Origin of the sequence: Kutzneria sp. NPDC051319 (assembly GCF_040682195.1) — a bacterium.
Taxonomy (GTDB): domain Bacteria; phylum Actinomycetota; class Actinomycetes; order Mycobacteriales; family Pseudonocardiaceae; genus Kutzneria.
In genome coordinates this window covers 1-19370 of sequence record NZ_JBFBAM010000116.1, presented here as the reverse complement: position 1 = coordinate 19370, position 19370 = coordinate 1, and the positions used below count along the sequence as shown (strand labels likewise).

Annotated in this window: 20 protein-coding genes; 15 read left to right on the top strand and 5 right to left on the bottom strand. The window is 70.0% G+C overall.

Annotation, left to right across the window (positions count from 1 at the left end; all coding sequences use genetic code 11):
* Positions 1-173 precede the first annotated feature (173 nt).
* Entirely contained in the window at positions 174-2300 is a 2127-nt protein-coding gene (locus AB0M73_RS47585) for a DNA polymerase III subunit gamma and tau (protein ID WP_363906451.1), read from the top strand.
* On the opposite strand, the gene AB0M73_RS47580 is transcribed toward AB0M73_RS47585, so the two are convergent.
* Positions 2281-4041 (bottom strand): alpha/beta fold hydrolase, encoded by a 1761-nt coding sequence (locus tag AB0M73_RS47580; protein WP_363906449.1) that lies wholly within the window; start codon positions 4039-4041, stop codon positions 2281-2283. The two genes, AB0M73_RS47585 and AB0M73_RS47580, sit on opposite strands and share 20 nt — an antisense overlap.
* Before the next feature lie 84 nt (positions 4042-4125).
* Between AB0M73_RS47580 and AB0M73_RS47575 the strand changes: the two genes are divergently transcribed.
* The 3 genes from AB0M73_RS47575 to AB0M73_RS47565 are packed head-to-tail and all read left to right on the top strand — an operon-like array spanning position 4126 to position 5523.
* Positions 4126-4452 carry a YbaB/EbfC family nucleoid-associated protein gene (locus AB0M73_RS47575; RefSeq protein WP_043730598.1) on the top strand — a complete coding sequence of 109 codons (327 nt, stop codon included), beginning with the start codon at positions 4126-4128 and terminating at the stop codon, positions 4450-4452.
* A 2-nt stretch (positions 4453-4454) separates the two neighbouring features.
* Positions 4455-5051, top strand: a complete 597-nt coding sequence (gene recR, locus AB0M73_RS47570) for a recombination mediator RecR (protein ID WP_043720152.1) — start codon at positions 4455-4457, stop codon at positions 5049-5051.
* A gap of 10 nt (positions 5052-5061) precedes the next feature.
* Complete coding sequence (locus AB0M73_RS47565) at positions 5062-5523, top strand: hypothetical protein (RefSeq protein ID WP_363906446.1); 462 nt, start codon at positions 5062-5064, stop codon at positions 5521-5523.
* Here AB0M73_RS47565 and AB0M73_RS47560 read toward each other — a convergent pair.
* Positions 5506-8529: a BTAD domain-containing putative transcriptional regulator gene (locus tag AB0M73_RS47560; RefSeq protein ID WP_363906444.1), complete on the bottom strand. Its 3024-nt coding sequence runs from the start codon at positions 8527-8529 to the stop codon at positions 5506-5508. The genes AB0M73_RS47565 and AB0M73_RS47560 overlap by 18 nt on opposite strands.
* Before the next feature lie 273 nt (positions 8530-8802).
* Here AB0M73_RS47560 and AB0M73_RS47555 point away from each other — a divergent pair, with 273 nt between their 5' ends.
* The 7 genes from AB0M73_RS47555 (at position 8803) to AB0M73_RS47525 (ending at position 14285) form a co-directional block, all read left to right on the top strand.
* On the top strand, positions 8803-9420 hold the full coding sequence (locus AB0M73_RS47555; RefSeq protein WP_363906442.1) for a YbaB/EbfC family nucleoid-associated protein: 618 nt from the start codon (positions 8803-8805) through the stop codon (positions 9418-9420).
* Between the two features lie 2 nt (positions 9421-9422).
* Positions 9423-10166, top strand: coding sequence for a hypothetical protein (locus AB0M73_RS47550; protein WP_363906440.1), 744 nt, complete (start codon positions 9423-9425; stop codon positions 10164-10166).
* The gene (locus AB0M73_RS47545) at positions 10163-11284 is read left to right on the top strand and encodes a TNT domain-containing protein (protein WP_363906438.1); all 1122 of its coding nucleotides are present in this window, start codon (positions 10163-10165) and stop codon (positions 11282-11284) included. Before AB0M73_RS47550 ends, AB0M73_RS47545 begins: the two co-directional genes overlap by 4 nt.
* Positions 11281-11541, top strand: a complete 261-nt coding sequence (locus AB0M73_RS47540) for a hypothetical protein (RefSeq protein ID WP_363906436.1) — start codon at positions 11281-11283, stop codon at positions 11539-11541. Before AB0M73_RS47545 ends, AB0M73_RS47540 begins: the two co-directional genes overlap by 4 nt.
* Before the next feature lie 113 nt (positions 11542-11654).
* Positions 11655-12074: a hypothetical protein gene (locus AB0M73_RS47535; protein WP_363906434.1), complete on the top strand. Its 420-nt coding sequence runs from the start codon at positions 11655-11657 to the stop codon at positions 12072-12074.
* A gap of 589 nt (positions 12075-12663) precedes the next feature.
* Complete coding sequence (locus tag AB0M73_RS47530; protein ID WP_363906432.1) at positions 12664-13869, top strand: hypothetical protein; 1206 nt, start codon at positions 12664-12666, stop codon at positions 13867-13869.
* Positions 13866-14285, top strand: coding sequence for a hypothetical protein (locus AB0M73_RS47525; RefSeq protein ID WP_363906430.1), 420 nt, complete (start codon positions 13866-13868; stop codon positions 14283-14285). The genes AB0M73_RS47530 and AB0M73_RS47525 overlap by 4 nt, the downstream gene beginning before the upstream one ends.
* Positions 14286-14696: 411 nt before the next feature.
* Here the strand turns inward: AB0M73_RS47525 and AB0M73_RS47520 are convergent, their stop codons facing one another.
* Positions 14697-14915 (bottom strand): hypothetical protein, encoded by a 219-nt coding sequence (locus AB0M73_RS47520; protein WP_363906428.1) that lies wholly within the window; start codon positions 14913-14915, stop codon positions 14697-14699.
* Complete coding sequence (locus tag AB0M73_RS47515) at positions 14903-15469, bottom strand: hypothetical protein (protein ID WP_363906426.1); 567 nt, start codon at positions 15467-15469, stop codon at positions 14903-14905. The genes AB0M73_RS47520 and AB0M73_RS47515 overlap by 13 nt, the downstream gene beginning before the upstream one ends.
* 127 nt (positions 15470-15596) lie before the next feature.
* Here AB0M73_RS47515 and AB0M73_RS47510 point away from each other — a divergent pair, with 127 nt between their 5' ends.
* From AB0M73_RS47510 to AB0M73_RS47500, 3 genes are read left to right on the top strand one after another with little or no spacing between them, the layout of a single operon-like run.
* Entirely contained in the window at positions 15597-16433 is an 837-nt protein-coding gene (locus AB0M73_RS47510) for a helix-turn-helix transcriptional regulator (RefSeq protein WP_363906424.1), read from the top strand.
* Between the two features lie 45 nt (positions 16434-16478).
* Positions 16479-17246 carry a type I methionyl aminopeptidase gene (gene map, locus AB0M73_RS47505; protein ID WP_363906422.1) on the top strand — a complete coding sequence of 256 codons (768 nt, stop codon included), beginning with the start codon at positions 16479-16481 and terminating at the stop codon, positions 17244-17246.
* Positions 17246-17950 (top strand): class II aldolase/adducin family protein, encoded by a 705-nt coding sequence (locus tag AB0M73_RS47500; RefSeq protein WP_363906453.1) that lies wholly within the window; start codon positions 17246-17248, stop codon positions 17948-17950. Before map ends, AB0M73_RS47500 begins: the two co-directional genes overlap by 1 nt.
* On the opposite strand, the gene AB0M73_RS47495 is transcribed toward AB0M73_RS47500, so the two are convergent.
* Complete coding sequence (locus AB0M73_RS47495) at positions 17876-18487, bottom strand: DedA family protein (RefSeq protein WP_363906421.1); 612 nt, start codon at positions 18485-18487, stop codon at positions 17876-17878. The two genes, AB0M73_RS47500 and AB0M73_RS47495, sit on opposite strands and share 75 nt — an antisense overlap.
* 136 nt (positions 18488-18623) lie before the next feature.
* Here AB0M73_RS47495 and AB0M73_RS47490 point away from each other — a divergent pair, with 136 nt between their 5' ends.
* A complete protein-coding gene (locus tag AB0M73_RS47490) occupies positions 18624-19271 on the top strand; it encodes a DedA family protein (RefSeq protein WP_363906419.1) in 648 nt (215 codons plus the stop codon).
* Positions 19272-19370 lie beyond the last annotated feature (99 nt).

Here is a 19370-nt window from a genome sequence, read left to right as displayed (position 1 = left end):
CCTCTCTCCTTTTCGGTGTTTTGTGGGGGGGGGCCCCCCCCCCCCCCGCGTGGGGGGGGCGCCCCCCCCACACCCCCGAGGGCATCGCTTCGCTCGCCCCATGCCCAGGGGGCTTCGCTTCGCTCGCCACCCGCAGCCTCGGAATGTCGGGGGCTGGCAGTAGGGTCGTACCCGTGGCGCTCGCCCTCTACCGCAAGTACCGGCCCGCGACCTTTGCCGAGGTCGTCGGCCAGGATCACGTCACCGAGCCGCTGCGGACCGCACTGTCCGCGGGGCGGGTGAACCACGCCTACCTGTTCTCGGGGCCACGGGGCTGCGGCAAGACGTCCAGCGCCCGCATCCTGGCCCGATCACTGAACTGCGTGCAGGGGCCGACGCCGACCCCGTGCGGGGTGTGCAACTCCTGCATCGGCCTGGCCCCGGGCGGCTCGGGCACGGTGGACGTGGTGGAGCTGGACGCGGCCAGCCACGGAGGCGTCGACGACGCCCGCGAGCTGCGCGACCGAGCCTTCTACGCGCCGGCCGAGGCCCCCTACCGAGTCTTCATCATCGACGAGGCGCACATGGTCACCACGCAGGGCTTCAACGCCCTGCTGAAGATCGTGGAGGAGCCGCCGGAGCACCTCATCTTCGTGTTCGCGACGACCGAGCCGGAGAAGGTGCTGCCGACGATCCGGTCGCGCACCCACCACTACCCGTTCCGCCTGATCCCGCCGGGCACGCTGCGTGGCCTGCTGGAGAGCATCTGCGGCGACGAGGGTGTGAAGGTGGAGCCGGCGGTGTACCCGCTGGTGCTGCGCGCGGGCGGCGGTTCGGCCCGTGACACGTTGTCGGTGATGGACCAGCTGCTGGCCGGCGCGGGCGACCAGGGCGTCACGTACGAGCGGGCGATCTCGCTGCTCGGCGTCACGGACGTGGCCCTGATCGACGAGATGGTGCGCGGCCTGGCGGGGGGCGACGGCGCCGCCGTGTACGGCACGCTGGACCGTGTCGTCGAGGCCGGCCACGACCCGCGGCGGTACGCCCAGGACCTGCTGGAACGCCTGCGTGACCTGGTGCTGCTGTCGGCGGTGCCGGACGCGGGCCAGCGAGGTCTGATCAACGCGCCGGAGGACGAGCTGGCGCAGATGCAGGAGCAGGTCTCCGGCCTCGGCCCGGCCACGCTCACCCGGTACGCCGAGATCGTGCACGCCGGTCTGATCGAGATGCGGGGCGCGACGGCGCCGCGGCTGGTGCTGGAGCTGCTGTGCTCCCGCATGATGCTGCCGGCCGCCAGCCCCACGGATGCCGCGCTGCTGCAACGGATCGAGCAGCTGGAGCACCGCCCGATCGCCGCCGGTGGCACGGTGGCGGTGGAGGGGGCAGCGGCCCCGGTCGCGAGCAAGTTCCAGCGGCCGTCGCAGCGGTCCGCGGAGCCCGAGCCGGCCGCACCCGCCCAGGCCGCACCCGCCCAGGCCGCTCCCACACAGCCCGTGCCCGTTCAGCCTGTGCCCGTTCAGCCCGCCCCGGTCCAGGCCGCGCCGACGCAGGCCGAGCCCACGCCGCCGGTCACGCAGGCCCAGGCCCCCGCGCCCCGGCAGCCGGAACCCCCGCAGACCCAGCCACAGGCCGAGCCGCAACCGGAGCCCGAGCCGGCCCCGGTAGCCGCAGCCCCGGTCGCCGCCGCCGCGCCCGCGAGCGGCGGCGCCATCGACGTGGCGACACTGCGCCGCCTGTGGTCCCAGCTGCTGGCGGCGATCTCCAGCAAGTCCACGCAGGCCATGCTGATGAACGCCGCCGTGCAGTCCGTGGACGGCACCACCGTCACCATCGCCCACACCTCGGCCCCGCTGGCCCGCCGCCTCGCGGCCGCCCAGAACCAGGACGCCATCGCCGCCGCCGTCGGCAAGGTCGTCGGCGGCGAGTGGCAGGTCAAGGTCGTGCACGGCGAGGCGGGCGGCGGCCCGGGCGCGATGGCCGCGCCGGCGGCGGCCCCGACCCGGCAGCGGCCGGCCGCCCCGACCCGGCCCAGCCAGGCCGCCCGCCCGCAGCCCGAGCCGCAGTCCACGTCGGTGGCGCCGCCGCCGTCCGCTTCCGCGGTCGACGACATCCCGCTGCCCCCGGAGCCCGACGAGCCGGCGGAACCCGAGCCGGCGCCGGAGCCGGAGACCGAAGAGTCGATGATGGCCGAGGCGGCGCGCGAGCCCGAGCCGGGCGAGCTCATCGACCGCCGTGACCCGCACGACGTCCTGCTCGAGATGCTCAACGAGGAGCTGGGCGCGGTGCCGATCGAGAAGAAGGCTAAGCCAGCAGCCGGCTGACGAACTCGATCGCCCGCGGATAGGTGGCCAGCTTGTTGTCCAGGTTGGCCATCTGGTGCCCCTCGTCGGCGTGCACCACCAGCTCGCACTCGACGCCGTTGCGGCGCACCGCCGCCGCCAGCTGCTCGGCCTCGCTCAGCGACACCCGAGGGTCGTTCGCCCCGTGCACCACGAAAAGCGGCGCCCGGATCGCGTCGACCTTGTTCATCGGGGACGCCTCCTCCAGGAAGTCGCGGTCGGCGTCCAGCCAGCCGTACTCCCGCTCCCGGGCCCGCCGCCGATAGGGCGAGGTGTTCTCCAGGAACGTCACGAGCGAGGAGATGCCGACGATGTCCACGCCGGCCGCCCACCGCTCCGGCAGGAACGCCAGCCCGGCCAGCACCAGATAGCCGCCGTAGGAGCGGCCCCACAGCGCCACCTTCGCCGGGTCGACCCCGATCGACGGCAGCCAGTCGTGCAGCACCGCCAGGTCCTGCACCGAGTCCAGCCGCCGACGCCGGTCGTCGGCCGCGTAGTACGTCTTGCCGTAGCCGACGGATCCTCGGATGTTCGGCACCACGACCACGTGCCCGGCCGCGACCAGCCCCTGAACCAGCGGGTCGAACCGCCGCTGCGACTGACCCTCGGGGCCGCCGTGCAGGAACAGCACGGCGGAATCGCCGCTGCCGTAGACGAAACACGGGATCTGGCCGTTGGCCCGGACATGCGTGGGCTCGACCATGCCGGCCAGCTGCGACCCGGTGTCGGTCAGCGGCGTCACCTTGGTCGACTCCAGGTCGACCAGCAGCACGTCCATCGGGATCGTCGGCGAGCTGAAGGTCAGCGCCACGAACCGCGAGTTGGGCGAGAACACCGGATCCATCAGCGGATAGGAGATCCAGCCGTCGGCCGGCAGCGGGATCTCGTCGAGCTGCCGGCCGGTCGCGCCCTCGTGCACGGTCAGCCGGGCCACCCCGTCGACATTGGTCATCACCAGCAGCTTGCGCCCGTCCGGCGTCAGCCAGCCGGTCAGGTCGTGCTCGTCGGAGGCCACCAGCCAGGTCCACCGGGCCGTCGCCAGGTCGTAGCGGGCGATTGCCTTGAACTCGCGGTCCCGGTTGCTGGTGACGATCAGGCCGGAGCCGTCGGGCAGCCAGCCGATCTTGCCGACGTTGGTCTCCTCGTCGGCGCCGGTCAGCTCGGCCACCCGGTCGGCGTCGGTCTCCGGCATGGTGTCGACCAGCAGCAGCTGCATGGAATTGGCCTGGTCGGAGGCGATCGCCGTGGCCAGGCGCCGGCTGTCCGGCGACAGCTTGGCGTCGAACTGGTTGCCGCCGCCGTCGTAGACGACCTCCTCGGCCCCGCTGTAGAGGTTGCGCACCACGATGTCGAAGTCGACCTTGTTGCGCCGGTTCGTCGCGTACACGATCCGGCCCGCGCGCACGCCCATCAGCCGGTGCACGTACCGCTCGTCGTGCACGACCGGCTCGAACTCCGGCTCGCCTACGCGCAGCAGCGACAGCTGGCCGCGCTCGTTGCCGCCGCTGTCGTGCTCGACCACGACGGCCCGCTCGCCCTTGACGTAACTCGCCCCGCTCACGCCGGTCAGGTGCGGCAGCGGCGTCGCCGTGCCGTCCGGCGCCAGCTCGACGAGCTGCACCCGGCCCGTCTCGTCCGATCCGGCCAGCACCCGCCCCTCGTCGTCGACGTCGAACGCCCGCCAGGTGTGCAGTTCCAGTAGTCGCTTCACGTCCAGCCCCATGGGGCCACCCTGTCACACCCGGCGACTACGCTGGTGCTGGTCAAACCGACGAGAGGAGCCGCGGTGCAGCCCGGCCAGCCCAACATGCAACAGATCCTGCAACAGGCCCAGCAGATGCAGCAGCAGCTGGTCAACGCCCAGCAGGAGCTGGCGGCCGCGGAGGTCACCGGCACCGCGGGCGGTGGCCTGGTGACCGCGACGGTGACCGGCGCCGGCGAGCTCAAGGCGCTGGCCATCGACCCCAAGGTGGTCGACCCCGAGGACGTCGAGACGCTGTCCGACCTGGTCGTCGCCGCGGTGCGCGACGCCAACAACAACGCGCAGGCGCTGGCCGCGCAGAAGATGGGCCCGCTGGCCGGTGGCCTCGGCGGCGGGTTCGACCTCGGCGGCCTGAGCCTGCCCGGGTTCTGACCGTGTACGAGGGACCGGTACAGGATCTGATCGACGAGCTGGGGCGGTTGCCCGGCGTCGGTCCGAAGAGCGCTCAGCGCATCGCCTTCCACCTGCTCGCCGCCGATCCGGCGGACATCGGGCGGTTGCAGGACGCGTTGCAGAAGGTGCGTGACGGCGTGCAGTTCTGCCAGATCTGCGGCAACGTCTCCGAGGAGCAGACCTGCCGCATCTGCAAGGACCCGCGCCGCGACGCCACCGTGGTGTGCGTGGTCGAGGAGCCCAAGGACGTCGTCGCGGTGGAGAAGACCCGCGAGTTCAAGGGCCGCTACCACGTGCTCGGCGGCGCGCTGGACCCGCTGTCCGGCGTCGGCCCCGACCAGCTGCGCATCCGCGAGCTGCTGGCCCGGATGGGCGCCGACGACATCAAGGAGATCATTCTCGCCACCGACCCCAACACCGAGGGCGAGGCGACGGCGACCTACCTGATCCGCCTGCTGCGCGACTTCCCCGGGCTGACCGTCACCCGGCTGGCCTCGGGCCTGCCGATGGGCGGCGACCTGGAGTTCGCCGACGAGCTCACGCTGGGCCGGGCCCTGTCGGGGCGTCGCACGGTCTGAACGCGCACCGGTGAGGATCATCGCGATCGACGGGCCGTCCGGCGCCGGCAAGTCCCACTACGCCGCGACGCTGGGCCGTCCGATCGTGCCGACCGACCACTTCGCCACCTGGGACGACCCGGTGGCGTGGTGGCCGCGGCTGGTCGAGGGTGTGATCAAGCCGCTGTTGGACGGTTCGTGCGGCCGGTATCGGCGCATGGACTGGAGCGGCGGCGGGCCCGTGCTCGGCCCGGAGGTCGTCGTGGAGCCGACGGAAGTCCTTGTGGTGGAAGGGGTTTCCGCCGGCCGTCGGGCGGCGGCGCCGTGGCTGTCGCAGCTGATATGGGTCGAGGCGGCGGACGCGCTGGAGCGGGCCGTCGCCCGTGACGGCGAGGCCAGCCGGGCGGATCTGGTGCGGTGGAAGGACTTCGAGCGCGGGTGGTTCCCAGTGGACGGCACGCGCGACCGGGCCGACCTAATCGTCCAGCGCTAGGGCCAACGCCTCACTCGCCCGCTTGTGCACCAGCGGATCCAGGCCCGACGCGCACATGGCCATTGCCCGCCGGGCCAACTCCACGGCCCGGCCCCGGTCGCCGACCTTCCGATGCACAATGGACAGTTCGGTCAGCAGGCCGGCTTCCAGGACCTGGTTCTCGATCTCCTGGGCGATGCGTAGCGCCTGCTCGAGCCGCTGCCGGGCCAGGTCCTGGTCACCGCGGCGGCTCGCGATCTCGGCCAGCGAACCCAGCGCGTTCGCCTCGGGGCGATGGGAGCCGGTCTCGCGGGCCTGCGCGAGCGCCGTGGTCGCGTACTCCTCGGCCTGCGCCAGGTCGTCAAGGTGCAGATACACCATGGCGATGTTGTCCAGCAGGTTGCTGCGGCCGTCCAGCGATCCGAGCTCGGTGCGCAGATCGAGGGCCGCGTGCAGGCACGGCAACGCCTTGTCGGGCTGCCCCATCTCCAAGCGGGTCATGCCCAGATTGGTCAGCACCGTGGCTTCGTCGTACCGGCGGTTCAGCGCCCGGAAAACGGCCAGCGCGTCCTCGTACAGCGACACGGCCTTGTCGTGCTTGAGCAGCGCCAGGTTCACCGTGCCCAACTTGGACAGGGCGACGGCCCGCCCGACCGGCAGGCCGACCTTCTCGGCGACGTCGAGCGCCTGCTCGAAACACTCGGCCGCCCGCGGCAGATCCCCGGTTTCGCCGTACACGCCGCCGATGTCGTTCAGCGCCTCGACCAGGGCCTCGTCCGGGCCCATCTCGCGGTAGTAGGCCAAGGCCAGCGACAGCTGGTCGACCGCCTCGCCGTAGCCGCTCGAATCCCAGGCCAGGGCGCCAAGGGCCTGGCGCATAACGGCTTCCGCCCGCCGGTCGCCGGAGCGCAGCGCCGCGGTGAGGCCGATCCGGGCGATCGTCACGCCCTCACCGCCGGGCCGGTGACCGCGGAAGTAGCGATGCAGCGCGTCGGCCAGCCCCCAGGCCGCGGGCAGCGGGCCCGTCTCCTCGGCCTGCGCCACCGCCGCGATCAGGTTGGCCCGTTCCGTGTCCAGCCAGGCCAGCGCCTCGAAGTGATCGGCGAACAGCGGCGTCGTCACGACAAAGCCGGCGCCCGGCACCGGCAGGCGCACGCTGCCCGGGGACAGCGTGTTCGAGGCCGCCGCCGAGGCGTGGTGGTAGTAGGCGGCCAGGTTCGACCGGGCGATGACCTTCGAGCCCGGGTTCTCCTCCACGTTCGTGCGCTGCTCGGCGTACAGGCGCAGCAGGTCGTGCAGGTGGTAGCGGCCCGGCGAGTGCTGCTGCACGAGGTTCGCCGCCGCCAGCCGGTCCAGCAGCCGCTGCGACTCGTCCAGCCGCAGCGACGCCACCGCCGCGGCCGCCTCCACCGTGAAGTCCGGGCCGGGAATCAGGCCCAGCAGGCGGAACAGCTGCCGCGCCGCGGGCTTCAGCGCGTGGTACGAGAGGTCGAAGGCGGCGGTCACGGCCGCCTCGTCGTCCTCGTCCACCACGAGCACGTCGAGCCGGTTGCCCTCACGCAGCCGGGCCACGTAATTCCCGACACCAGGCCGGTTCGCCAGGTTCGCCGCGGCGATCCGCAGCGCCAGCGGCAGGTAGGCGCAGAGCCAGGCCAGCTCCTTCACGGCCTCCGGCTCGGCCAGGACGGCCCGCGCGCCCAGCATCTCGCTCAGCAGCCGGTGCGCCTCGTCCGGCGACAGCGCGTCCAGGCCGACCGGCCGCGCGCCCTGCAAAGCCGTCAGTCCCAGGAGAGTGTCCCGGCTCGTCACGAGGACTGCGCAGCCCGGGCTGCCCGGCAGCAGCGGCCGGACCTGCTCGGCCGCCGCGGCGTTGTCCAGGACCACCAGCACCTGCCGGCCGGCCATGCAGGACCGGTACAGCGTGATCTGCTCCTCGACGTCCAGCGGGATCTGCGACGGCGGCACACCCAGCGCCTTCAGGAACCGGGTCAGCGCGTCCACCGTGCTCATCGGCGGGCCCGGGGCGTAACCCCGCAGGTTCACGTACAGCTGCCCGCCCGGAAAGCGGTTGCTCACCCCGTGCGCCACGTGAATCGCCAACGCCGTCTTGCCGACCCCCGGCGGCCCGGACAGCGTCACCAGCGGCACGGCCGTGTTCTTGTCGCCGGCCACCAGCCGCTGGGCGATTCGATCCGACACGTCACGCCGTCCGACGAAGTCCACCAGGTCGGCCGGCAGCTCCGACGGCACCGCGCGGGCCGGCGGCCGCGGCGAGCGCTCCGGCGGCGCCAGGCCCGGGTCGTCCCGCAGCACTGCCTGGTGCATCGCGCGCAGCCGCTCCCCGGGGCCGACCCCCAACTCCTCGCCGAGCAGGCGGCTGACCTGGCGAAACGCCTCCAGCGCCTCCACCTGGCGGCCCGAGCGGTGCAGCGCGAGCATCAGCTGGCCCCAGAACCGCTCCTGGAACGGGTGCTCGCCCGTGACGGCCCGCAGCAGCGGGATCAGATCCGTGTGCCGACCAAGGCTCAGTTCCACCTCGATCCGGCGCTCCAGCACCTCCAGCCGGTGCTCGACCAGTCGCTGGATCTCCTCGCGGTGCAGCACGTCCGAAGGCACGTCCACCAGCGGCTGGCCCCGCCACAGGGTCAGCGCCTGGCCGTACAGCTCGGCCGCCGTCGGCAGGTCCCCGCTGGCCAGCGTCGCCCGTGCCGCCGCCGCCAGCTCCGTGAACCGGATCAGGTCCAGGTGGTCGGCGTCCACGCTGATCAGGTAGCCGTCGGCCGCCGTGCGGATGACCGACGGGTCGCCCAGCACCTGGCGCAGGCGCATCACGTACGTCTGGAGCGTGGCCTTGGACCGGTGCGGGGTGTCGCCGTCCCAGATGCGGTCCACCAGCTCGTCCACCGACACCACGTGGTTGGCCCGCAGCAGCAGGCAGGCCAGGAGCGTGCGGTGCTTGGCAGCGCCGATCGGAACCACCTGGCCGTCCACGACGACCTCCAGCGGCCCGAGGATCCGGAACTCCACGGCCAACCCGCTCGCACCCCTTCTTCGCCCGCGTATCACGACAAGTACAGATTGTGCACGCCCCGAGCGGTCTTCTTGACCTATTGCGACAACCGGGCACTGGAAGGTGTCCGGGGAATCGGCTACCGGCCGTCACCGGCGCTGGTCACACCCCCCGACTGGTCGCCGAATCCGGCGGGCTCGAAGATGTCAGCGCAGCGGTCGGTGTCACAGCCGGACGGAACCAGCGGGACGCGGGCGGCGTCGTAGTGCCTGACGTGAGGGGTGTTGGCAATGACTGAGCCGGACTTGAGTCCAGAGCAGCGCGCGGCGAAGGTCGCCGAGCTGCGGCAACAGGCCGACGGTGCGCTGGCGGGGCTGCGCGCGCAGATGGCCGCGGTGAAGCAGGCGCAGCAGGAGGCGCTGTCGAGCACGGGGGAGGCGACATCGCGTGACGGCAGCGTGCAGGTCGCCGTGGACGCCACCGGGGTGGTGACCTCGCTGAAGCTGTCACCCAGCGCCTTCGAGCGCACCACGCCCGACAAGCTCGCGCAGACCGTCGTCGCCACGATCCAGGCCGCCGCCGCCAAGGCCCGGGCCAAGGTGTCCGAGACGATGGCCCCGGTGCGGACCCAGAGCGCCAACGTGCTCGCCGCCGCCGGCAGCGCCGTCGGGCTCGACGCCTCCAAGCTCAGCACGCCCGCCGTGCCCCGGACCGCCACCGACCCCACCGGGCAGGACGACCCGTGGCGCCAGGCCCCGCCGGCCGCCCCGCCCGCACACACCCCGCCGCCGGCCGCTCCTCGACCCGCCGCGCCCCAGCCTCCCGCGCAGCAGCCGCGCCAGGCGCCGCCCTCCCGTGACTTCGACGATGACGATGGCGGCTCCGTGCTCAACGAAGGGTCGTGGTGAGCGTGGGCGTCACCCTCCCTTCCGAGGTCACCTGGGTCCTCGACCTCATCGGCGTCGAATGGCCCAACATCGACGAGGACGAGCTCCGCTCGGCCGCCGACCAGCTCCGTGAGCTCGGCTCCGAGCTGTCCAGCAACAACGGCGACGCCAAGTCCGAGATCGAGGAGATGCTCGGCGTCAACTCCGCCGAGTCGCTGGAGATCTTCGAGGCGCTGTGGAAGAAGCTCGCCGAGGGGCATCTCCAGCAGCTCGGCGAGGGCATGGACCTGCTCGCCACCGGCCTCGACATCGCCGCCGTCGTCATCATGGCCATGAAGCTCGCGGCCATCGTGCAGCTGGTCATCCTCGCCGCCGAGATCATCGCCGACCAGGCCGCCGCCATCGAGACCCTGGGCGCGTCCGAGGCGCTGGCGGTGGCCCAGACCGAGATCACCGAGCAGATCGTCAAGCAGGCCATCGAGCAGGCCATCCAGACCGTCGAGCAGCAGCTGCTGTCCGTGGTCGAGGGGCCCATCTTCGCCGCGCTGGAGAGCGCCGGCGAGGAGCTCGCCATGCAGCTCGTCGGCGACGCGCTCGGCACCCATCAGGGCATCGACATGGGCGCCGTGGCCAATGCCGGCGTCGGCGGCTTCACCCAGGGCGTGAGCGACTCCGTCGACCAGGTCGAGGGCATGGCCGACTCCGTCGTCAACGACCCGCTGGGCACCGCCGAGTCCGTCGGCACCAACCAGGGCATTCCGACGTGACCAAGGCCAATATCCACCCCGAGCACCTACGCAAGTCCGGCGGCAAGCTCAAGGACTTCGGCGGCAAGATCGAGCAGGCCGGCAGCAAGCTCGAAGAGGCCGGTCAGAACCTTCAGGCGCACGCCTCCGGCGACCGCTCCGGCGTCGGCTCCGTCGTCGCCAAGTTCACCGGCAAGGCCACCGAGATCACCGGCGTGGTGTTCAAGGAAGGCGGCCGCGTCGCCGGCTCCGCCGGTGGCCGGCTCGGCAACACCGCCGACCTGTACGAGGAAGCCGACGACCTCGGCGCCAAGGGCCTGAAGAAGGTCCACAAGAGCCGCGACGCCAAGCCCGTCGCCGGCGGCGGCGCCCGCTCCGGCTCCTCCGTCGGCTCCGGCGGCGGCAGGACCAAGAAGGCCGAGCCCGTAGCCGGTGGCGGCACGCGTTCCGGCTCCCGTGTCGGCAGCGGTGGCGGCAAGAAGGATCACGAGGTCCCCTCCCTCAGCGGAGACCTCAACGACCCGCCCAAGTCCACCCGCGACTACGACTCGCGCGGCAAGACCGTCAACACCGACGACCTGACGCATCCCGACCACAGTCTGATCGACGACAACCTCATCAAGAAAGCGCAGGAAAATCCCGACCGTGTGCAGGACGCGTTGAAACCGGGGGCCGATCAGAACCATCCGGTCGTGAAGGGCATCGTGCCGAAGGACTACGACCCCACCGGCGGGCTCGGGCAGACCGAGTGGAACAAGCGGTACTGGCCGTCCGGGAAAACCGATGCGCACGGCAATCCAGAACTCATGTGGCCCGATCCGCAGAAGCATCCCCAGGGCTTCGAGAGCCCCGAATCGCGCCAACCCACCGTGTTGCAGCCCGGGCACACCATCGACCGCTTCGGTCCCGGATTCGGTCGCTTCACCTCGCCGACCGACACTCCGTTCCCGCAGCGCGGACTGCCGCCCGGCAACCTGAGCGACGGCTACCACCAGTACGAGGTCGTGAAGCCCATTCCCGTGTGGGAGGGCCCCATCGCCCCCGCCATGAAACAGGATGGCGGCGGCACCCAGTACTACATGCCGCATTCCGTCATCGACCTTGTCAACGCCGGTTATCTCCGTGAGGTCAAGCTGTGAACATCCAGGAACTGGATTCCGCCGTAGCCGCCATCGGCATTCCCGCCCGTATGGTCGCCCTCGGTGGCCACGCCCAGTACTCGTGGTCCCTCGAGCAGGCCGAGGACGGCGTCTGGGAGGTGTACTGGCTGGAGCGCGGTGACAAGAACGACCTCGAGCGCTTCGCCACCGAGCATCAGGCCTGCACCTACCTGCTCGGCCGCCTGACCTACAGCCAGATCCTTGCTGGCCTCACCTGGGGCGACGCGGGTCAGTGACCCTTGGCCTTCGGGCCTGCTCATTCGAGTAGGCCCGAATGCGTCGTTCGGACTCGGAGCACCGGTGATCACATGAGCGGCGACGTCAGCGTCGACTTGATCAAGGGGGACCGGTGACAGACCAGTACAAGCAGCGCTACTACGCCCTTGTCGGCGGCCGCCAGTTCCACACCGCGCTGACCGTCGACCCGGACTTTGTCGACCTTTATTGGTACGACGACAACCCACCGCTTCCCGGCTTTGAGAAGGTCACACCGGTCATCGCCATCAGGCACACACCGCTCACCGAGGTGGACAGCGTGCACCAGGTCGAATGGTTCGCGGAGTATCGGGGCGAGCCGTTCAAGGTCACGGCCGATCGCGGTGACAGCTTGCTGCTCTACTACCTCGGCGGCAACGAGCCCAAAGCTCGGGAGCTGGGCCTCGATGTTGAGGAGCGGTTAATCGCCACCGGTGTCATTCCGAAGTCGGAGATCGAGAACCTGCGCGAGGTCGACACCGTCATCTGGCCCGAGGCTGACTCGCGGAGTTGAGTATCGGAGCGCCTCGCCGCGCATCTTGAGGCGATTGGTATTGACGACGACGACGTTTCCATCGGCGAGACCGCCGACAGGCGGTGGTGAATCCTTCAGGGTGTCGACGGTGCTTGGTCCGTCTTCTACCGCGAGCGCGGCGATAACTTCGATGAATCCGTTTTCTCTCTCGAGTCGGACGCCTGCTACGCCCTGTTGGGTCGCATGACCCCTGCTTCAGATCACCAGAGGACGCTTCCAGTTCGAGGATGAGGTGGACTAGCTGAACAACCAGGACCGTGAGCTGAAATGTGCTACTGCATCGTCCGTGACGGGAGTGTCTTCTATCTGGAACGCGGTGGCCGCGGTTCGCTGCGCGAGTTCACCGACGAGCAAGCTGCCTGCCTGGAGTTCATGGCCCGCGCCGCTGGATAACCAGGGTGTCTGAGTGGCTTACCGAGCGCGGTCGAACCGATCTGATCTCCAGCGTGGATCCGTTGTACTGATCACCTCGGGTAACCCGACCGAAGTACTTCGCACGAACCGCCTCTCACCTCTGCCGTACCCTGCCCGTTGAGTTGAGACGCTCTGACCGTCACCTGGGGGCGACGTGAGCAAGGCCAACATCCATCCAGCGCATCTCCGCAAGTCGGGAGGCAAGCTCAAGAACGTCGGCGAGTCGATCCAGCAGACCGGTGAGAAGCTCGAGCAGACCGGCCAGAACCTCGTCTCCCACGCCTCCGGCGACCGCTCCGGCGTCGGCTCCGTCGTCGCCAAGTTCACCGGCAAGGCCACCGAGATCACCGGCGCCGTCTTCAAGGAAGGCGGCCGCGTCGCCGGCTCCGCCGGCCATCGCCTCGGCGCCACCGCCGACCTCTACGAAGAGGCCGATACCTCCGCCGCCCGCAACCTCCGCAAGCACCACCCCGACGTCAAGGGCAAGGTCGACCCCCATGGCGGCGCCAAGCGCGCCGGTACCCCCGTCGGCAAGGGCAAAGGCGGCACCGCTAAGAAGCCCAAACGCGTCCCCGGTGGCGGTACCCACCCCACCGCGAAGGTCGGCTCGGGTCACGGGGGCAAGGACAGGAAGGCGCCTGCCATCCCTGGCGGTGGTGGCGAGCCGGCCCGTCTCAAAGGACGGCTGCCAGATCCGGACTCCGCTGAAGCGCACCTTCCCGAACTGCTCGAACGTCACGGCGTGACACAGGAGCAGTTTGACTCTATGCGCCAGCGTATGAATGAGCCCGGTGGTACCGCGAACGTCAGTCACGCGGAAGCTGCGAAGTGGCGCGCGATCCGTGAAGACATCCCGCTTGACAGTGGTCGTCCCGTGCAGAAGGTCCTGAGTCCATCGGCGGCCGAGAACTATCTGAACAACGTTCACGTCAAAGGCGGATTTCAGGCGGACAGCGCCCAAGGGTGTTTCGCCCGAGTGTCCGACGCTCGGACCATGGTCACTCCGTCCGACTATCGTGAAGGTTTGCGCCTGGACTACGATGACCATACCTTTCCGGCCGGCCTTGACTCGGTTCATGTTCTGCGTACGCACGTCGGCGAGCCTACGGACTACGCGGTGCCCTTCGGTGGGCCAACTGAAGCCGGTCGCGCGAACATCGGTGGCACGAAGGACTGGGGTGCCCCGTTCACCGGAAACGGATTCACCGGTTCGAACGACCACCTTGTGCCTGAGTGGGAACGTACGCAGAGCCCGCTCGCCGATGGCGACCAGATTTTTCGTATCGATAGGAACGGGCATGAAGAGCCGGTGGCAACCTTTGACGACGGGCGCTGGATCCCGGTAGGGGGAGTGAAGTGAGTACGGTGATTGCCAAACAGCACTACGAGGCCGTTCTCGGTGGGCGTGTGTACCGTGCCACTCGCACTCAGGATCCTGACGTTGTCAATCTTCGCTGGACCGGCCCTGAGCCGCCGGCAGTGGGATTCGTGCAGACGGCACCCGGCGCGTACAAGATGTCCGTTCGTGTGGAAGAGCTGGAATCTCTTTCGCTGGTTGAGTGGCGATGCGAGTATCACGGCGAACCGTTTGTGGTCAATGGCGAGGACGGCGACAGCCTGGACGTCACTTATGTTGGAGACAGCGAGACGAAGGCTCGCGAACTTGGTATGGACGTACGCGAACGCTTTGTTGCCTCGGGTGAGATCCCGCGGTCTGAAGCCGTGAATCTGCGTGAGGTGAAGAAGCGCTACTGGCCCAAGGGTGAGAATGTGTAGTTTGTTCGGTACTGGTCGGGGGGTTAGTCGCAACTCTTGGCGGTAAGGGCGACGGTCTTGAGAAATCGCGCCGCACGGTAGCGTGCTGGCGTTGGTTGGCAGCCTATGGGCAGTGGCATGCTTGGGCAGGATGCGTTACGAAGGTGTGGGGTGCGGACTTTGAAGCGGTGCTGACGAATTGCCCGGGCGTCGTCGCTCTTGTCTGGCGTGGCTTGGTGTGTGCCTGTGGTGGCCGGCATTGAGGAGGTTGTGCCGCAGATCTGCGTGCGCCGGGATTTAATCGTGGGGCTTGTGTCAAGCATGTGGCGTTCGGCCTTTGAAAGGCGGATCTGGTTCATCGCGTGACCGATCTTCTTGCTTTTCTTGTCTTTGTTTTGCAACTTAACCGGGGGCTGTTTTGATCAGGAACAGTTAGAGCCGGTGGGTCACCAGGTGGTGGCGGGCGGTGTGGACGGAGCGCTGGCCGGCTTCGTAGGCGAGGCGGACGCGGAGGTCGGTGACGGTGAGGGCGGCGCCGTGGTGGGCGCCGGCGTGCTGGGGTTTGGGGCCGAAGAGGTGGGGGCGGAGGACGAGGGCGGCCAGCACGAGGAGGGCGGAGCCGAAAGCGCTGGAGAGGGTTAGCGCGAGCATGGCTGGAGGAGGTCGACGGCGGCGCGGAGGGCGGCCTGGACGGAGAGGGAGTCGCCGGGTTGCCAGTCGGTGGTGGCGGGGGAAACCCACCAGGTGAGGGCGCCGCCGGGAACGGGGGTGGGAGGCAGGGGGACGCATTCGCCGTGGGTGCTGAGCTCGGCGAAGGGGAGGTCGGGGGCGAGGGGGATGCCGGGGCGCACGAGGAAGCGGATGCGGTCGGGGGACAGCGACGTGGGGGCGATGAGGCGTCGGAAGGGGCCGGTGCGGGTGGCGGCGACGCCGATGGCCAACGGCACGGAGATGACGTCGAAGGCGGTGCCGGTGGGGGCGAGCACGGAGTAGGGCGCGATCTTCCAGAGGGAGTGGACGCGCCGGACGTCGCGGGTGGGGCGGGGGAAGACGGGCTCGAATTCGCCGGCGGGGCGGTCGGTGTGGCCGCGGGTGTACTCGGCGCCGGTCCACACGGAGCCGGGGACGAGGGGCCAGTCGGCGAGGTGCGCGTAGTCGCAGGCCGCCTGTTGGAGGCGGGTGCGGAGGGTGGGAGTGGTGGGCATGGGATCAATCTAGCGGGCAGGGTTCTTGGTAAGCTATCAGGAACATGTCCCTCGATCGGGTGGGGTTGGGTGTGGGGACCGTGGCGGCGGGCAGGATGGGTGGCCGCGGATGAGGAGGGGTGTGCCGATGGGGTCTGCCGCAGTGGCGGCGTACCGAGAGCTGCTGGGGGCGGTGCTGCGCAGCTGCCGTGAGAAGGCCGGCCTGTCGCCGACCCAGGCCACGAAGCAGTTGAACTGGTACAGCAGCGTGAAGATCGCCCGGCTCGAAGCGGGCGCCATCAAGGTCCCGGAGGACGAGCTGGAGCGGATGCTCGACCTGTACGAGGTGCCGGCGGGCGAGGCGGAGAAGATCCGGTTCTTCGGGGAGAAGGCCCGCGAGCGGCCGTCCCGGGTGACGGCGAGCGAGAGCACGTTCCGGGCCTACGTGGCCGAGGCGTCGGAGATCAAGACCTACACGGACCAGCTGCTGCCGGACCTGACGCAGACGGTGGACTACGCCAACGCGCTGCTGTCGACCTCCCTGCGCACGGCGCCGTCGGACGTGGGCCGGGAGGCGCGCGAGCGGGTGGAGGCGCAACGGCCGCTGACCGCGGCGGGTGGGCCGGACCTGCACATCGTCACGGGTGAGCCGGCGCTGCTGAGGCCGGTGGGCGGCCGCCTGGTGCTGCGCATGCAGCTGGAGTACCTGCGCGGCCTGATCGAGCGGCCGAATGTGACGTTCCGGGTGATCCCCGTCGACCACGGCGAGCATGCGGGCCTGGGCATGGCGTTCACGCTGCTCACGATGGCGGTGCCGGCGTTCACGACGATCTACACGGAGAGCCTGACCTCGATCTCGTACGCGGACTCGAGGGACGAGGTGGACGCCTACCAACTGGCGTTTCGCCGGCTGACCGAGGCGGCGCTGCCGGCGGAGGATTCGGCGAAGCTGCTCGACCGCCGCATCGACGAACTCGTCCAGTGACCAGGTCTGGACGTACACAGTGACGTCGACCATAGAGTTGTCGGTGTGATCGAGCTGAAGACAGCGGCCGAGATAACGGCCATGCGCGCGGCCGGGTCGGTGGTGGCCGCGGGGCTCGCGGCCGTGCGGGAACGCGCCGCGGTCGGGGTCGGCCTCAAGGAGTTGGACGCCGTGGCGGCGGAGGTCCTGGCCACCATGGGCGCGCGCTCCTCCTTCCTCAACTACCACCCGCGCTTCGCGCCGACGCCTTATCCGGCGGTGCTGTGCACGAGCGTCAATGATGCTGTGGTGCATGGCGTTCCGAACGACTACCGGTTACTCGACGGCGATGTCCTCAGCATCGACTTCGGCGCCGAGGTCGACGGCTGGCACGGCGACGCGGCCATCACGTTCCTGGTGGGCGAGCAGGACCCGGAGGACGTGGCGCTGATCGAGGCCACGGAGCGTGCCCTGAAGGCGGCGATCGAGGTCTGCCGCCCGGGCTACACGCTGGGCGACATCGGCCACGCGATCGGCCCCATCGCCCGCGATGCCGGCTACGGCATCCTCGCCGACCACGGCGGTCACGGCGTCGGCCACGCCATGCACGAGCTGCCGCACGTCCCGAACGAGGGCGAGCCGGGCAAGGGCATGAAGCTGCACCCGGGCCTGGTGATCGCGATCGAGCCGATGTTCACGCTGGGCGGCCAGGACACGTACTGGACGGGCCACGACGGCTGGACGCTGCTCACCGAGGACGGCAGCCGGGCGGCGCACTTCGAGCACACGATCGCCATCACCGAGGGTGACCCGATCGTGCTGACGGCCCCGTGATGCTGCTCGCGGACGCACGGCGGGAGGTCGTCGAGACGTGCCGGCGCGCGGTCGAGGACCGGCTGGTCATCGGCACGGCCGGCAACGTCAGCGTTCGCGCGGGCGACCTCGTCGCCGTCACCCCGAGCGGCCTGGACTACGGCGAGCTGACGCCGGAGCTGGTCGGCGTGCACAACCTGGACGGCACAGCCGTTGAGGCGCCGCTCAAGCCGACCAGTGAGCTGCCGATGCACCTCGCGGTGTACGCCGCGACGGACGCCAAGGCGGTCGTGCACACCCACTCCGTCGCGGCCGCCGCGTTGTCGGTGGTCGTCGACGAGGTGCCGCCCGTGCACTACTACCTCGCGCTGCTCGGCGGTCGGGTGCTGGTGGCGCCGTACGAACCGTTCGGGTCGGCCGAGCTGGCCACAGCCCTGATCGACGCCCTTGGCGATCGGCACGCCTGCCTGCTCGGCAACCACGGCGCCGTGACCACGGGCGATGACCTGGCCCAGGCGTATCAGCGGGCCGGCTTCCTGGAGTGGGTCTGTGAGGTGGCGCTGAAGGTGGTCGGCAGCGGGCGGCCGCCCAAGCTGCTCACCGAGCGGCAGATGGCCGAGGCGACGAACAACTTCGTCGGCTACGGCCAGTCAGCCGGCGATGGGCTCCAGGTCGGGGTCGTCGTCGATGGTGACGGCCAGAGCCCGACGCCGCTGCGCCCGTAGGAACATGCTGGCCGGCAGGCTGAGCACGGCCGCGACCCCCAGCGACACGGCCAGGGCCAGCGGGATGTCGTCGCTGGCCAGCGAGCCGCCGATGTAGCCGAGCAGCGTCGCGTACAGGCACCAGAGCGTGCAGCCGATCGACGAGGCCAGCGCGAACCGACGCAGCGGGAAGCGCAGCGAGCCGCACAGCACGGCGCCGATGGTGCCGCCGCCGGGCAGCCACCGCCCGGCGATCAGGATCGGCTCGGCGTTGCGGGCCAGCCGTTCCTTGATCCAGTCCAGCACCAGCGCGGGCGTGCGCCGGTGGGCGAACCTGGCGATGGCCGGCTCCCCGATCCGCCGACCGATGCCATAGTTGACGAGATCGGCCAGCACACACGAGGCGATGGCCGTGACGATCACCCACTGCAGCGGGAGCTTGCCGGACGCGGCCAGCACCCCGCACGAGATGAGCACCGGCTCGGTCGGCAGCAGCGGCACGAAGCCGACGAGGAACACCAGCCCCAACGCCGCTGTGACACTGTCCGGAACGCTCATGTCCATAGTCAACATCCTGAGCGACCGCATGACGCCAGATCACATCGACTCCTCAGGAATTCGACAGCGGCCCGACAGTTGGCGTCGGATCGGGCACACTGGACACAACGTACGGACAGGGGAAGGACCGACGGCCTTGCACATCGACCAGTGGATCGCGGCCATACCACCGCTCGCGGTGTACGTCACGATCGGCCTGATCGTGATGATCGAGAGCCTCGGCATCCCGATCCCAGGAGAGATTGCCCTGGTCAGCGCCACTTTGCTGACCATCCACCCGAGTTCGGCGGTGGAGTGGGAGTACATCGCGATCGCGGCGTCGGCGGGCGCCATCATCGGCGACTCGATCGGCTACTCGATCGGCCGCAAGGGCGGCAAACCGCTGTTCGTGTGGCTCGGCCGCAAGTTCCCGAAGCACTTCGGGCCCAGTCACGTGGCCACCGCCGAGCGGGCGTTCGCCAAGTGGGGCATGTGGACGGTGTTCTTCGGCCGCTTCATCGCCCTGCTGCGCATCTTCGCCGGCCCGCTGGCCGGCGCGCTGCACATGCGCTACCCCCGGTTCCTGATCGCCAACGCCCTCGGCGGCATCGTGTGGGCGACCGGAACCACGGCGCTGATCCACTACGTCGGCGAGGTGGCGGAGAAGTGGCTGAGCGGCTTCGCCTGGGTCGGTCTCGCCGTCGCGGTGCTGGCCGGCATCGGCATCTCGCTCTACATCAAGCACCGCGCCGGCAAGGCGATGGCCGCCCCGGCCGACGCGGAGGAGCCCGCCGAGCTGCGCTGAATGCAGGGGCTGAATGCAGGGGCTGAATGCAGGGAAGGACGCCTTACCCTCGTTCAACGCGGGTAAGGCGTCCTTCCCTGCATCACGCATCAGGCGTTA